This is a genomic window from Streptomyces sp. NRRL F-5727 (assembly GCF_000719555.1).
In the GTDB taxonomy this organism is placed as follows: domain Bacteria; phylum Actinomycetota; class Actinomycetes; order Streptomycetales; family Streptomycetaceae; genus Streptomyces.
Genome location: NZ_JOGX01000034.1, coordinates 54,420 through 69,482, shown reverse-complemented (window position 1 = coordinate 69,482; position 15,063 = coordinate 54,420). Strand labels below are relative to the sequence as shown.

Below are 15,063 nucleotides of genomic sequence, written 5' to 3'. Positions count from 1 at the left end.
CGACGGGGGCGGGCAGGGTGCGGGTCAGGGGTGTCACGGCCGGTCCTCCTCAGCCTTCGGCGAGCGGGTTGGGGTGGGTGCCGTTCGGGAACAGCGCGTGGCGCAGCGCGCGGTCGCCGTACCGGGTGACGACGATGCGGTCGCGGTTGAGGCCGTAGCGGGGGATCTCCGGGGTGAGCAGGTCGTACTCGGCGAATCGTTCCGCCAGCTCGGGGAAGCGCTTCTGGAAGTCGAGGATCGTCTGCCGGACCAGTCGCCAGAAGGTCTTCTCGGGGACGCCGAGCTGGTCGGCGCAGAGGGGGGCCAGATAGCGGAAGTGGCCGACGAAGACCTGGTCGACGACGTGCTGCTTGATGATCGACGGGTGCTTGCGGGGCAGCACGTGGTCGTGGCCGTCGGGCTCGGGGCCGCGTTCGGGCACGTCGGTGAAGGAGACGCAGACGTCGTCGACGAAGTCCTTGAGGTAGAGCCGGGCGGGGACGTCGTGGTCGTCGTAGCCGATGAGGGTGTTCTGGCCGTGCGGGTTGAAGGTGACGCCGTACCGGTAGAGCACGTGCATGACCGGCACCAGGAGGGTGTCGAAGAGGCGCCGCAGCCACTCCTGCGGGTCGAGGCCGGAGGTGCGGACGAGTTCGGCGACGAAGGCGGTGCCGGCGCTGTCGACGTGCAGGAGCGAGGCGAAGGTGCGGACCCGTTCGCCGGGGTCCCTGCGGGCCGAGACCGAGTCGCGCCAGATGCAGCCGAGGGTCTCCAGGTGCTGGTACGGGGCCTGGTCGAGGGTGGACAGATAGGGGTGACGGACCGTCACGGAGGCGACCTCGCCGAGGAAGACGGTCCGGCACTCGTCGGTGAGGAACGGGTCGCGCTCGACGAGTCCGCGCAGCCACTGGGTGACGACCGGGGCGCCCATGGTGCAGTGGGGCGGGATGCCGCGCCAGACCAGGGTGTTGAGGATCTTCAGGGGGAGTTTGACGTCGTACCGGTCGGGCGTGGTGACGTTGGCCATCGTCCGGATGGACTGGCCGGGCAGGTACGCGTCGGGGCTCTCGCCGAGCGGGATGATCCGGCGCTGGGCCACGTCGGCGGCGTGCAGGGTCTGCACGGCGTGGTCCCACTGCCAGGGGTGCACGGGCATCCAGACGTAGCTCTGCGGGTCGACGCCGGCGCCGGTCAGCACCGCCGTGAAGCGGGTCCGGGTCTCCTCGTCCAACTCCCTTTCCAGGATGTTTTTTTCGGACAGTTCCGAGGTGCCGCGGAATTCGGCGAGGCCGCGGTGGACGGCGACCCAGAGGAGGTGCAGGGTCTGGGCGGACTCGGGGGCGTAGGCGCGGACGTCGGTGGCCGAGAAGCCGATGCGGCCCTTGTTGGCGACGAGGAGGTTGTGCCCGGTCATCCGGCACTCCAGCTCGGTGTGGTCGAGCGCCCGCAGTTCGGCGGCCGTCTCGCCGCCGTGGGTGAGGCGGGCGGCGTCGACGGCGAGGGTGGCGGAGAGCTCGGTGAAGTAGGTGGCGAGCGTGGAGGGGTCGCTGTCGATGGTGGTGGCGGCCTCCATCAGGAACTGCAGGGCGTCCCAGGCGGGCTGGGCGATGGAGTTGCCGAGCATGCTGGTGGCGGTGCGGGTGATCGAGTCGGGGTCGACGCGCAGCCAGCCGAAGGCGCCGGGGCGGGCGCGGAAGGCGTAGGTCGCCCCGCTGGCGAGGCCGACGCGGTACTCCCCGTCGCCGGCGTCCTCCGCCTTCAGCATGTCTTCGAAACACCATTCGCCGATCGCCTTGGCGAGCAGGCGCCTGTTGGCCTCGCGCCAGGCGGCGGGGGCCACGTCGGGCAGCGCGGGCACGGGGTGGTCGGCGGCGTCGGTCATCGGGCGGCTCCGGAGTCTGTCTGGATTCGGTCCGTTCGGGCGACTGGACACCCAAACGGCCGCTACATTAGGTAAGCCTTACCTAATGGGCAAGCTCAACTTTCAGCCACAGCAGGCGAGTTGGCGCTGCGGCGGTCTCCCCCGCCACCCTCGAACGGCTCGCCCCGACCGCTCCCGGAGGTGGTTCCCCCCGTGTCCTCCCGACGGCACGACCCCCGATGGACGTTCGCGCTCGTCAGCGCCGGCGGCGTCATGATGACGCTGGACGTGACCGTCGTGAACGTCGCCCTCTCCGACGTCGCGCGCGACCTGGACACCGGCCTGGACCGGGTGCAGTGGACGGTGTCCGCGTACTCGCTGGCCTTCGGCGCGCTGCTGCTGACCGCCGGCGCCCTCTCCGACCGGCTCGGCCGCCGCGCCGTCTTCACCGCCGGCATGGCCCTCTTCACGCTCGCCTCCGCCGCCTGCGGCCTCGCCCCGGACGCCGGCGCCCTCATCGCCGCCCGGGCCGCCCAGGGCCTCGGCGGAGCCATGGTGTTCGCGCCGACGCTCGCCCTGATCGCCGCCGCCTACGAGGGTGCCCGGCGCCAGGCGGCGATCGCCTCGTACGCCCTCATCGCCTCGGCCGCCGGCGCGTGCGGGCCGATCGTCGGCGGCCTCCTCGTCACCGGTCTCGGCTGGCGGTGGATCTTCCTGGTCAACGTGCCCATCGGCCTGCTGGTCGTGGCCGGGGCACTGCGCCGGATGCCCGGGGCCGCCGCGCCCGCCGACGGCCGCCCGCGCGTCGACGTACGGGGCGCGCTGCTCGCCGTCGGCGTCCTCCTCGCCCTGCACTATCCGCTGGTGACCGGCCCGGAGGCCGGCTGGACGGCACCGGAGGTGCTCGGCTCCGCGGCGGCCGGCGTGCTGCTGGCCGCGGCCCTGGTGGCCGTGCAGCGCCGCGGCGGCGGGCTGATCGACCTCACGCTGCTGCGGATCCGGGCCTTCTCGGGCGCCGCCGTGCTCGGCTTCCTCGCCCGGCTGTCCAGCCTCGGCATGCTGGCCTTCCTCACCCTGTGGCTGCAGAGCACGTACGCGTACTCCCCGCTCCGCACCGGCCTGCTCCTGCTGCCCCTGACGGGCGGGCTGCTGGTCACCGGCCTGTTCGTGAACGGTCTCCAGAAACGGTTCACCGCGCGGGCACTGGTCGCCGCGGGCTTCGCCGCACAGGGCTTCGGACTGCTCACCCTCGCCCTGGCGGGCGCGGGCGCCGGCCACGCGGTCCTGGTCACCGGGCTCGCGCTGCTGGGCGCGGGAGGCGCCGTGATCTTCCCGCCGCTGATGGGCGTGGCGGTGGGGACCGTGCCGGAGGACCGGGCCGGGATGGCCTCCGGGCTGACGAACGCCTGCTATCCGCTCGGCACCGCCACCGGCGTGGCCGTCTTCGGTGCCGTGTTCGCCGCCCGTCTGGACAGCGGTCTCGGGGCCGGCCCCACGGCCGCCGCACCGGTGCGCGAGGCCGTCGAGACCGGCCGGTTCGACCTCCTCGCGCCGGCCCTGCGGGCGCCGGCGACGGCGGCGTTCTCCGGTGCCTTCACTGCCGTCTGCCTGGCCGCCGCGCTGGTCTGTCTGCTCGGCGTGGCCGTCTCGCGCACCCTCGGGCCCGGCCCCGAGCCGGCCGGCGCCGTCCGGGAGCGCCCCCGCGCCCGGGCCGTCCGCGCCTCCTGAGCCGCCGGCGGCCCGCGCGGCGGCGGGTCACACCTCCCGGGTGCGGCGGAGCAGCCAGACCAGGTACGGGGCGCCGAGGAGGGCGGTGACGATGCCGACCGGGATCTCCGTCGGGGCCAGCAGCCAGCGGCCCAGGGCGTCGGCCGAGACGACCAGGACCGCGCCGAGGAGGGCCGCCATCGGCACCATGCGCGCGGTGCTGTTGCCGACGACCCGGCGGGCCAGGTGCGGGGCGACGAGCCCGACGAAGCCGACCGCGCCGACGGCCGCCGCCGTGCCCGCGGCCAGCACCGCGCCCGCGCCGAGGACGAGGAGCCGGGCGCGCCCGAGGTCGAGCCCGAGGGCGCGCGGCAGCTCCTCGCCGAGCGAGAGCAGGTTGACCGGCCGGGCGGCGATCACCAGCAGCAGCGCGGCCAGGGCCGGCGGGGCGAGCCAGCCGAGGGCGTCGAAGCCCCGGCCGTACGTGCTCCCCGCGAGCCAGCCGAGCGCGGCCCCGATGTTCATCTGGGCGCCCACCACCATGATGTTGACCAGCGCCATCGCGGTGGCGGCCGCGCCGATGCCGACCAGCACGACCCGGGTCGGGTCGATGCCGGTACGGCCGCCGGCGCGGGTGCCGCGGGCGACCAGGACGACGAGCACCAGCATCAGCACGCCGCCGAGGCCGGCGGCCGCGGGGAGGGCGGCGAGCGGCGCCGACGGGACGAGCAGGATGACGGTGACGGCGCCCAGCGAGGCCCCGCCGGTGACCCCCACGAGTCCGGGTTCGGCGAGCGGGTTGCGGACGACGGACTGGACGGCCGCGCCGGCGACGGCGAGGCAGGCCCCGGCGACGGCGGCCACCAGGACGCGCGGCAGCCGGAAGGAGATCACGGCCTCGGTGATCTCTTCGGCGGAGCCGGTCAGCCAGGCGCCGAGCTGGCCCCAGCCGACGTGGACGTCGCCGACGCGCAGCGACACCGCCATCGCGACGGCGAGGGCGAGCAGGCCGCCGCCCAGCGCGACGGCGTAACCGGGTGCGCGGCGCCGGTCGGAGACCACGACGGCCGCGCCGGTGTCGGCGTCGCCGGTGCTCACCCGGCGGGCGAGCAGCATGAAGACCGGGCCGCCGATGAGGGCGGTGACCACGCCGACCGGGATCTCGGCGGGCTGCGTGGCGGACGGGGTGACGATGACCTGGGCGGCCGCGTCGGCGCCGAGCACCAGCGCGGCGGAGAGCAGCGCCGCCGTCGGGATGAGCAGGGCGTGGGCGCGCATGCCGAGCTGCCGGGCGACGACCGGGCCGATCAGGCCGACGAAGCCGATCGGGCCGGCGAGGGACACGGCGGCGGCGGACAGCAGCACCGCGAGCAGGAAGGCGGCGGGCCTGATCCGTTCGACGCGGACGCCCATGGCCTGGGCGGTCTCGTCGCCGAGCGCCAGCAGGTCCAGCGGCCGGGCCAGCAACGGTGCGGCCAGCACGCCGGCGGCGACGACGGCGCCGAGGGTCAGCGGCCGTTCCAGGCCGGACTGGAGCAGGGTGCCGTTGCCCCAGAAGAACAGCCCGCGGGTGGCCTGCACGTCGAGCATCTGGAGGAACTCGGCGGCGGAGGTCGCGGCCAGGGCGACGGTCGCGCCGGCGAGCAGCACCCGGCCCGGGGTCAGGACGCCGCCGCTGGTGAGCAGGTAGACCAGGCCGACCGCGAGGAGGCCGCCCAGGAAGGCCGCGCCTCCGGCGGGGACCGGGCCCAGGCCGGCGCCGGTGTAGGCGACGAGGACGACGGCGAAGTACGCGCCGGCGTTCACGCCGAGCGTGTCGGGGGCGGCCAGCGGGTTGCGGGTCGCGCCCTGGACGAGGGCGCCGGAGACGCCCAGGGCGATGCCCACGACGAGGCCGGTCAGGGTGCGGGGCAGGCGGCTGCCGAGGAGGACGTCCTCGGTGCGGGCCTCGCCGTGGCCGAGGAGCAGGTCCAGGATGTCGCCGAGGCCGACCCCGGACGCCCCGAGGCCGAGGTGGACGACCGCGACCACGGCCAGGGCGAGGGACAGGCCGCCGCCCACGAGCAGGGCCCGTGGGCGGCGGCCGAGCGGACCGGCCGGAGCGGCGGCCTTCAGTCCTTCCGCGACCATCAGACCTTCAGGGCCTTGCCGGTCTCGTCGAGCACGTGCTGCGCGGAGAGCGGTCCGCCGAAGAGCCAGGTGCCGGGGTCGAGCGGCAGCGCCTTGTCGGTCTTGACGAAGTCCAGGCCCTTCCAGACGGCGTTGCCGGCGAGGTCGCCGGTGAACGGGTTGTCGGCGGCGGCGGCGACGTAGAGGAAGGTGGCGTCCTTGTCGACCTGCGTGAGGCCCTCGACGCCGACGGTGGTGAGGCCCCAGGCGTCGGCCTGGCCCTTCCAGCCGTTCTTCAGGCCGGCCAGGTTGAGCACCTGCGCGGAGATGGCGTCGTCGCCGAGCATCCGGATCGAGGCGGCGCCGTTGGCGGTGAAGCCCTGCGCGAGGGCGTACTTCAGGCCGCTCTTGCCCGCCTTGTCGAGCCGGCCCTTGAGCTCGGCGGCCTTGGTGTCGATCCGGGCGTTCACCTCGGCGGCCTTGGACTCCTTGCCGACGGCCTTGGCCAGCTCGGTGAAGTTCTTCTTCATCGTGGCCAGTTGGGGCTTGGTGGTGTACGTGAACGACAGGACGGGCGCGATGGCCTGGAGCTGCTTGAGGTTGGCCTTGGAGCGGTCGTCGTCGATGACGATCAGATCGGGCTGGAGCGCCTTGATCTTCTCCAGGCTGGGCTCGTTGCGGTTGCCGACGTCGGTGACCTGGGCCGGCAGGTCGGCGCCCTCGGCGGTGATCCAGGTGGCGTAGCCCTTGTTGTCCGCGTTGCCGACCGGGGTGACGCCGAGGGCGACGAGCTCCTCGGCGTACGTCCACTCCAGGGTGACGACCTTCGCCGCGGGCTTGTCCAGCGAGACCTTGCCCTGGGCGGTGTCGACGGTGATCGCGCCGGTGGCGGCGGTGTCCCCGGTCGCCTTGCCGCCCGACGAGCCGTCGTTCGACTCGCCGACCGTGCCGGAGCCGCAGCCGGCGGCGGTCAGCGCGAGGGCGAGGGCGGCGCCGCCCGTGACGAGGGCGCGCAGCATTCTCTGCATGGTGTCTCTCTTCCGTGTGTACGGGACGTGCCGGTGTGTCGTGGCCGTGCGGAGAACCGCGGTCGGCGAGGCCGCCGCGCGGGGTTCGTACGCCGTGGGCTCAGGAGGCGGTCGTGGCTTCGGACCGCTGGGGGAAACAGGCGAGGTGTCCGGTCGCGGGGTCGCGGACGACGTGGACGCGCAGCCCGAAGGCCCGTTCGATGACCTCGGGGTTGATGACGTCGGCCGGTGCGCCGGCCGCGGCGACTCCGCCGTCGGCGACGACGACGACCTCGTCGGCGTAGGCCGCCGCCTGCATCAGGTCGTGGAGGACCACGCCGCAGGCGATGCCGTGGTCGCGGGCCAGCCGGCGCACCACGTCGAGCACGTCGAACTGGTGCCGCATGTCGAGGTACGTGGTGGGCTCGTCGAGCAGGAGGATGTCGGCCCGCTGCGCCAACACCATGGCCAGCCAGGCGCGTTGGCGCTCGCCGCCGGAGAGTTCGTCGAGCCGCCGGCCGACCAGGGGGCGGGCGTCCGTGACGTCGAGGGCCCAGTCGATGGCCTCGGTGTCCTCGGCGGTGTGCCGGGCGAGGGCGCCGCGGTGGGCGTACCGGCCGTGGCGTACGAGCTCACGGACCGTCACCCCGGCGGGCGACTGGGAGGACTGGGGAAGAAAGGCGAGGCGCTGGGAGAGCGCCCGGCGGCCGAGGGAGCCGAGCGGCTCGCCGTCGATGCGGACCTCGCCGCCGAGCGGCGGCAGCAGGCCGGCCACGGTGCGCAACAGGGTGGACTTCCCACACCCGTTGGGCCCGACGAGAACGGTGATCTCACCGCTGCGTAAGGACAGGCCCACCCGCTTCAGCACGGTGCGCCCGCCATGCCCGACGTCCAGGTCACTCGCCACGAGGCGGACATCACTCATGGGACACCCCCTTCCCTCCCATCGCCGGAACCGACCGCGCCACCATACAACTTAGGTAAGGCACGCCTAACGGTTCCGGTATCCCCCTCCCCCGCTTGTGACCATGTCGAGACCTCCCGCACAACCACGTGCCCCACGACACCCCCGCAACCCCCTTGCGCGGCAGGCGTCTTGAGCCGCCCGCGGCGGAGCGGCGGCCGAACTACGCGGAAACCGGCGTCACTCGGAGGGCTCGGCGTCGCGGCGTGACCGCGCCGCCCTTCTCCTGCCGTACACCACCGCGCCGCACACCCCGAGGAGGAGGACCGCCACCGCGGCCACCCCGAGCGCCGTCCGCTCGGCGAAGAGCCGCGTCAGCACCGCGAGGACGCCGAGCCCCGCCGTCGCGTAGACCAGCGCCCAGGCCGCCCCGCCCACGAACAGCGCGGGAAGGTAGCGCGGCAGCGGCATCCGCATGCTGCCGGCGAGGAAGTTGGCGGCGGTCTGGAAGCCGACCGTCAGGAAGGAGAGGGCGACCACCGGCGCGCCCCAGCGCTGGATCGCCCGCTCGGCGCGCTGGAAGCGGGCGGAGGAGATCCGCCCGGCGAACCTGCTGCGCCGGGCACCGGCACCGGCCAGCCAGCCGACGGCGAAGGTCCCGCCGGCCCGGAGGAGCACGATGACGTACAGACCGGCGGCCGTGAGCGCGATCTTATCCACGGTGCCCCGCCCGGGTCGCGGCGAAGGGACCCATGGCCCCGGTCGCCCGTTCCGCACGTCCCGTCGCAGCGGGCCCCGTGCGGGCACCCGCCCGGTCTCCGTCCTTCACCTTCGCTCCGCCTCCGCCGGTCCCGTCCCCCGCCTCCACCGAGGCGGCTCCGGAACCCGAGCCTGGCGCACCGGGCCAGGCTCACCCGGCACAGCCAGGTTAGCCGAACGCGCGTACGGCGAATACGGGCCACCGGACCGACACCCGCAAGGGGCGCCCGAGCGCAGGCGCCACGCCCTGATGCGCCTCCTGAACACCGCGCCTGTCGTTCACGGCCGGAGGAGCGCGACGGGGGCATCATGCTCGTGTCCGCCCCCGACGGCACCGGAACAGCAAGGTGGAGAGACCATGTCCTACGACCGCACCGTCCGACTGCCCGGGACCTTCGGCGAGACCGTGGAAGCGGTCCGGCACGCCCTCGCCGAACAGGGCTTCGGCATCCTGACGGAGATCGACGTCCAGGCCACGCTCAAGGCGAAGCTCGACCACGACATGGAGCCCTACCTGATCCTCGGGGCGTGCAACCCCCCGCTCGCCCGCCAGGCCCTCGACGCCGACCGCGCGATCGGGCTGCTGCTGCCCTGCAACGTCGTGGTCCGCACCGAGGGCGACCAGGTGGTCGTGCAGGCGATCGACCCCTCCACCATGGTCACCCTCACCGGCGTCGACGCCCTGGCTCCCGTCGCGGACGAGGCCGCACGCCGCCTCGACGCCGCACTCGCCGCCCTCGCCGACGCCGGCGCGTGACCGCCCGCGGGTCACCCCGCGGGCTCCGCGTCCTGCTCGGTCGGTCCACCAGCGGCGCTTCTGGCCGTCCGGGGCGCTGCGGTCGCTCCTGTTGCCGACGCGGGCACACCGGGCACGCCCGCCGGCTCCGGCTGCACGCGCTGGAGACGGGCGCCCACCGGACGGCCGTCCACGGCCGCCACGCGGAGGCCCTGGAACCGGCCTTCGAGGCCGTACGCCTCGAACCGCTGCGGGAGAGCGCCGGCAGAGGCCGTCATCGCCGTACGCGTGTCCGAGGGCGAAAGCGTCGACGCGGTCCGCCACTACGAGCAGTTCCGCAGGCTTGGTCGCACCGGGCAGTCCGGCGACTTCCAGCCACTCGGCGGGGGTCCCACCGACGATCGCCGGATGGCCGAGGAGGTGTGCGCCCTTCCAGGGTGGTGGGATGACACGCCGCCCACCCGGCAGGAGCTCGCCGCCTCGGTGCGCCCCCGCCGGGGCGGCAGACCCCGAAGGGAAGGAATCCTGTGAACACCGCATCCGCCCCGGAGGCGACGGGTGCCGAGTCCCTGCGCGTCCGCGAGACGCTCAGGGCGCTGTACGGGTACGTCCGCCCGCACCGGTGGGCCGTCGTGCTCGGTCTGCTGCTGGCGCTGGTGGGCGCCGCCGGCGGGCTGCTGCAGCCGCTGGCCACGAAGGCGCTGGTCGACCGGCTCTCGTCCGGCGACACGCTCGCGACCGTGCTGCTGGCGCTGACCGTGCTGGTGCTGCTGAGCACGGTGGCCGAGGCGTTCGGCGCCTATGTGCTGGAGCGGACGGCCGAGTCGGTCGTGCTGGCCGCTCGCCGCAGCCTCGTCGGCCGGCTGCTGCGGCTGCGGCTCACGGCGGTGGACCGGATGCAGCCGGGCGATCTGATGTCGAGGGTGACCTCCGACACCACACTGCTGCGGGCGGTGAGCACCCAGGCGGTGGTCAACGCCGCGACCGGGGCGCTGACGCTGGTCGCGGCGGTCGTGGTGATGGCCTTCCTGGACGCCGTCCTGCTCGGCGTCACCCTCGTCGTGGTCGTGGTCGTCGGCGCGGGCGCCGCCCTGGTGATGCCGAGGATCGGGGAGGCCGCCGAGCGCTCGCAGGCGGCGGTCGGGGAGATGTCCACCGGCCTGGAGCGGGTCTTCGGCGCGTTCCGTACGGTGAAGGCGTCCGGTGCCGAGGCACGGGAGACCGCACGCGTGGAGGCGTCGGCCCGGCGGGCGTGGCGGCACGGCGTGCGCGGCGCGAAGTGGGAGGCCCTGCTGGGGACGGCGGACAACCTCGCCGTCGAGCTGGCGTTCCTCGCGGTGCTCGCGGTCGGCGGGGCGCGGGTGGCGTCCGGGGACATCCCCGTCTCCACGCTCATCGCCTTCCTGCTGTACCTCTTCTACCTGATGGAGCCGGTGTACAAGCTGGTCGAGGCCGCCTCCGCGTACCAGGAGGGCGCGGCCGCGATCTCCCGGATCAAGGAGGTGGACCGCCTGGCCGCGGAGCCGCCGGCCACGTGCCGGCCGGCGCGGACCGAGGTGCGTCCGGCGTCGGTCCGCTTCGAGGACGTGTCCTTCCGCTACGGGCCCGGGCTGCCGTACATCCACCAGCGGGTGGACTTCGAGGTGCCGGGCGCCGGGCTGACCGCCTTCGTCGGGCCGTCGGGCGCGGGCAAGTCGACGGTCTTCTCGCTCATCGAGCGGTTCTACGAGACGACCGGCGGGCGCGTCCTGGTCGACGGCCGGGACATACGGCAGTGGCCGCTGTCCGAACTGCGGTCCGTCATCGGGTACGTCGAGCAGGACGCGCCGGTGCTGGCCGGCACGCTGCGGGAGAACCTGGTCTTCAGCGCGCCCGGCGCGACGGACGACGACATCCGCGCCGTCCTCGCCCGGACCCGGCTCGACACCCTCGTCGACCGTCTCCCGCACGGCCTGGACACCCTGGTCGGGCACCGCGGCTCGAAGCTGTCCGGCGGCGAACGCCAGCGCGTCGCCATCGCCCGCGCCCTGCTGCGAAAGCCCCGGCTGCTGCTCCTGGACGAGGCGACCTCGCAGCTCGACGCGGTCAACGAACTGGCGCTGCGGGACGTCATCGCCGAGACGGCACAGGAGACCACCGTCCTGGTGGTGGCCCACCGCCTGTCCACGGTGACGGACGCCGACCGCATCGTCGTCATGGACGCCGGCCGGGTCCGCGCGACCGGCACCCACGAGGAGCTGGTGGCCGAGGACGACCTGTACGCGCAGCTCGCCGCGACCCAGCTCCTGACCCCGACGGGCCACCCCGGCCGCTGAGAGAAACCGCCGACTGCCCCCGCCACACGGCGGGGGCAGTCCTGGTGGACGGGGCGACGGCACCGGACAGCCGTCGGAGCCGGGGCGGGCCGTGGATGTCCGCCCGCCCCGGCCCGGCGTCAACGGACGTGCTTCGCCGGCCTGGTGGCGGCGTTGAGCAGCGCCTCCAGCGGTCCGCGGCGGAAGAAGCGGGACCACACCGCGGCGAACGCGATCGCCCCGAGGATGAACGTGAGCACGGGGATCCAGGACGTCTGGGTGCTCTCGCCGGCCGAAACGCCGAGCATGGACTGGGCGAGGAAGTGGCCGACGTACGCCGTCAGGGACATGGTGCCCACGGCGACGACCGGCTTCGTGAGGCTGCGCAGGCGCGGCAGGCGGTCCATGAGCACCGTCGCGCCGACGATCACGAGGAGGGCGACGCCGACGCTGCCGAGGATGTCGAACGTGGTGCCGCTGTGCGGCCCGGCGGACAGCAGTTCCGAGGCCGCCCGCTGGGGGGCCTCGAAGGACCCGCTGCCGAAGGACGACGTCTTCTCGAACCCGGCGGACGACTTTCCGTCCTCCGCCATGCTGCGCAGCGCGTTCGGGCCCGCCAGCAGCAGGGACAGGCCGTACGCGCCGGCGGTCAGGGCGGCGCCGAGCGCGGCCAGCCGCCGCTGGACGGAGACGGCCGACAGGTCGAGGCGGGCCAGCGCCATGCCGGCGACGACGAACGACATCCAGGTGATGGTCGGGTAGAAGCCGGTGAGCAGCAGGTCGAGGACGCCGACCTCGCTGATCTTCTTGAGCGGGTCGTGGGCGTCGATGGTCTGCTGGACGGACTCGCTGAGCCGCGAGTTCAGGACGAACGCCAGCTGCGGTGTGACGAGCGCGAGCCCGGCCGCGGTGATCGCCAGGGCCTTGGCCGACAGCCGCAGCAGGGGCAGGGCGAGGAGGAAGTAGACACCGTAGAAGCCGAGGATGATCACTCCCCCGTACTCCGTCGCGAGCACCGTGCCCAGGGCCAGCAGGACCACGGCGCGGATCGCGATCCGGGCCTTCGCCTGCCGGCCCGCCAGGCCGGTCTTCGGCGCACGACGTCCGGCGATCAGCATCAGCGAGAACCCGGCGAGGGTGGCGAACAGGACCGACGAGTGCCCGTCGGCCAGGTACCGGACCCAGGTGCCGACGCCGTGCGTGGACGACAGGACCGGGCCGATGTGGACGATGTACATGCCGAACACCGCCAGCGCGCGGGCCAGGTCCACGCCGACCAGGCGTCCCGTCGAGGGGCCGCCAGAAGGTCTCCCGGCGGCGTCGGGCGCGGCTGCGGGCACGGGAGGGGCGTTCTCCGGCGGAGCTGACGTCGCCTGCGGCGGCTGTATCTGTGTCATACGAGGAATCTCGCGGTGGGGTGGGGAGGCGGACCATCCGGCAGGCTTCGGTGGCACCCCCGCCGACCGGCCGGGACCACCCCGCCGACCGACGGACCGGGGCGGACGGGCTCGGAGGTGGCGGTCGACGGCGGACAGGAGGTCCTGGCAGGCGGCCGCCGAGGCGGGTTCGCCGAGGGCGGTCGACTGCGGAGCCCCGTCGACGCGGGAGATCGCGGCCGTGATCCCGACGGCGGAGGCCACCGACCCCACGGGACGGGCACGGCGGGCGCCGGCCGCCGAGCCCCGCCCGCCGGCCTGCCGACCGGCCGGAGCGCACCCCCCGAACGGCTGGAGCCGACCCGCCGGGTGTCCACCGTCGGTGGGTGATCACGTCACCGCGTACCCTGCCCGGCGTACGGTCGACGTCAGGCGAACCCTCACAAGCACGCGGGGCCCCCGAATGCGCGGGTCGCCGGGCGACGGGACAGCGCAGACGACAGTGTGAGGCGGGACGCCGGTGATCCGGGTGGTGGTGGTGGACGACGAGGCCCTGGTGCGGTCCGGTTTCCAGATGATCCTGAACGCGTCGGACGGCATCGTGGTCGTGGCGACCGCCGAAGGCGCGCGGGCGGCCGAGGTGATCCGGCGCGAGCGGCCGGACGTCGTGCTCCTCGACATCCGCATGCCGGACGTGGACGGCCTGACCGTCCTGCGGCAGGTCCGGGAGCTGCCCGAACCCCCGCACGTGGCCATGCTGACCACCTTCGACACCGACGAGTACGTCCTCACCGCGCTGCGCTCGGGAGCCTCCGGCTTCCTCCTCAAGGACACCGAGCCCGAGCAGCTCGCCCAGCTGGTCCGCACCCTGGCCGCGGGCGGCGTCGTCATGTCGCCGAAGGCGTCACGCGCGCTGCTCCGCGGCCACCCGGGTGCCGGAGCGCCCCAGGACGCGGACGTCTCGCGCGTCGGCCTGCTCAGCGACCGGGAACGCGACGTCCTCGTCCTGGTCGCCGAAGGACTCTCCAACGCCGACATCGGCACCCGCCTCCACCTCAGCGCGGGCACCGTCAAGGACCACGTCAGCTCCATCCTGACCAAGCTGCGGGTCTCCAGCCGCGTCCAGGCCGCGCTCCTCGCCGAGCGCGCCGGACTGCTCACCCGCCACGACGACGGCACGGCACGGGGCGACGGACGATGAGCACGGGCCGGGCCTGGTGGCGGCGCGTACCGCCCTGGGCCGTCGACACGGGCCTCGTGGCGCTGGCCGCGCTCGACGCCTGGATCAACCTCCTGGGCGAGGGCACGCCCGTGATGTGGGCCTGCGCCGCCGCGGGCTCCGCCGGCCTGATCCTGCGCCGGCGCCTCCCGCTGGCCGTGTTCCTGCTGACCCTGCCCATGACCCTGTTCATGGACGTGGCGGTCGCGCCGATCGCCGCCCTCTACACCCTCGCCGCCTCCACCCGCAACCGCCCGCTGCTCGCCGGCTGCGCCCTGCTGAACGCCACCGCGGCCACCCTCCTGTGGCCGTTGTCCGACGCGTTCGACGGCGACCGGACCTGGACGCTCGTCCAGTTCGTCTACACGCTGGCCACGGCCTTCGCCCCCGTGCTGTTCGGCCAGCTCGTGCAGGCCAGGCACGACGTGGCCCGCCGGCTCGTCGAGGTCAGGGAGGCCCGGGAGCACGAACGCGCCCTGTACGCCCAGACCGTCCTCGCCCGCGAACGGGCCCAGCTGGCCCGGGAGATGCACGACGTCGTCTCCCACCAGGTCAGTCTGATCGCCGTCCAGGCCGGAGCCCTGCAGATGGCCGCGAAGGACCCCCAGGCCCGCGAGGCCGCCCGCACCATCCGCACCCTGAGCGCGAACACCCTTGACGAGCTCCGCCACATGGTCACCCTGCTCCGCGCCTCCGGCGGCAGGACGACCGAACTCACGCCCCAGCCCACCCTCGCCGACCTCCGGCAGCTCGTCGCCAACAGCGGCATCGAGACCACCCTGACGGGAGAGCTGCCGGCCGACATCAGCACGACCGCCCAGCGCACCGTCTACCGCACGGTCCAGGAAGCCCTCACCAACGTGCGCAAACACGCCCCCGGAGCGCGCGCCGACGTCCGCCTCTGGCACGACGCGGACCACTTCGGCGTCACCGTCACCAACACCGCCCCCACCCGCCCGACGGTCCCCCTCCCCAGCGCCCGCCACGGCCTCATCGGCCTGAAGGAACGCGCCGAACTCCTCGACGGCACCCTCACCGCCGAACCCACCCCCGAGGGCGGCTACACGATCGAACTGCGAGCCCCCGCCCGACCCGCCTGACGCTGCTGCCGT

The 15,063-nt window shown here is 74.2% G+C and carries 11 protein-coding genes; 5 read left to right on the top strand and 6 right to left on the bottom strand.

The genetic code is table 11. The annotated features are described in order from the left end of the window. Nucleotides 1–49 precede the first annotated feature (49 nt). Nucleotides 50–1,861 (bottom strand): IucA/IucC family protein, encoded by a 1,812-nt coding sequence (locus IF73_RS0122740; protein WP_031011031.1) that lies wholly within the window; start codon nt 1,859–1,861, stop codon nt 50–52. Between the two features lie 192 nt (nt 1,862–2,053). On the opposite strand from IF73_RS0122740, the gene IF73_RS0122735 reads away from it, so the two are divergent. Further along, nucleotides 2,054–3,568 (top strand): MFS transporter, encoded by a 1,515-nt coding sequence (locus tag IF73_RS0122735; protein WP_051717163.1) that lies wholly within the window; start codon nt 2,054–2,056, stop codon nt 3,566–3,568. Between the two features lie 27 nt (nt 3,569–3,595). On the opposite strand, the gene IF73_RS0122730 is transcribed toward IF73_RS0122735, so the two are convergent. The 4 genes from IF73_RS0122730 to IF73_RS0122715 all read right to left on the bottom strand — a co-directional run bounded on the left by IF73_RS0122730 (nt 3,596) and on the right by IF73_RS0122715 (nt 8,287). Then, nucleotides 3,596–5,677, bottom strand: coding sequence for an iron ABC transporter permease (locus tag IF73_RS0122730; RefSeq protein WP_031011027.1), 2,082 nt, complete (start codon nt 5,675–5,677; stop codon nt 3,596–3,598). Beyond that, nucleotides 5,677–6,684: an ABC transporter substrate-binding protein gene (locus tag IF73_RS0122725; protein WP_031011025.1), complete on the bottom strand. Its 1,008-nt coding sequence runs from the start codon at nt 6,682–6,684 to the stop codon at nt 5,677–5,679. Before IF73_RS0122725 ends, IF73_RS0122730 begins: the two co-directional genes overlap by 1 nt. A gap of 100 nt (nt 6,685–6,784) precedes the next feature. After that, entirely contained in the window at nt 6,785–7,588 is an 804-nt protein-coding gene (locus IF73_RS0122720; protein WP_031011023.1) for an ABC transporter ATP-binding protein, read from the bottom strand. Between the two features lie 219 nt (nt 7,589–7,807). Then, entirely contained in the window at nt 7,808–8,287 is a 480-nt protein-coding gene (locus IF73_RS0122715) for a DedA family protein (RefSeq protein ID WP_031011021.1), read from the bottom strand. A 397-nt stretch (nt 8,288–8,684) separates the two neighbouring features. On the opposite strand from IF73_RS0122715, the gene IF73_RS0122710 reads away from it, so the two are divergent. Both IF73_RS0122710 and IF73_RS0122695 read left to right on the top strand, forming a co-directional pair. Further along, nucleotides 8,685–9,083 carry a DUF302 domain-containing protein gene (locus tag IF73_RS0122710; protein ID WP_031011018.1) on the top strand — a complete coding sequence of 133 codons (399 nt, stop codon included), beginning with the start codon at nt 8,685–8,687 and terminating at the stop codon, nt 9,081–9,083. Between the two features lie 506 nt (nt 9,084–9,589). Continuing rightward, on the top strand, nt 9,590–11,377 hold the full coding sequence (locus IF73_RS0122695) for an ABC transporter ATP-binding protein (protein WP_031011013.1): 1,788 nt from the start codon (nt 9,590–9,592) through the stop codon (nt 11,375–11,377). 119 nt (nt 11,378–11,496) lie between these two features. On the opposite strand, the gene IF73_RS0122690 is transcribed toward IF73_RS0122695, so the two are convergent. After that, nucleotides 11,497–12,753, bottom strand: a complete 1,257-nt coding sequence (locus IF73_RS0122690) for a DUF418 domain-containing protein (RefSeq protein WP_031011011.1) — start codon at nt 12,751–12,753, stop codon at nt 11,497–11,499. A 499-nt stretch (nt 12,754–13,252) separates the two neighbouring features. Here IF73_RS0122690 and IF73_RS0122685 point away from each other — a divergent pair, with 499 nt between their 5' ends. Together IF73_RS0122685 and IF73_RS0122680 are read left to right on the top strand one after the other, a co-directional pair. Then, nucleotides 13,253–13,933 (top strand): response regulator, encoded by a 681-nt coding sequence (locus tag IF73_RS0122685; protein WP_031011008.1) that lies wholly within the window; start codon nt 13,253–13,255, stop codon nt 13,931–13,933. Continuing rightward, entirely contained in the window at nt 13,930–15,051 is a 1,122-nt protein-coding gene (locus IF73_RS0122680) for a sensor histidine kinase (protein ID WP_031011006.1), read from the top strand. The genes IF73_RS0122685 and IF73_RS0122680 overlap by 4 nt, the downstream gene beginning before the upstream one ends. Nucleotides 15,052–15,063 lie beyond the last annotated feature (12 nt).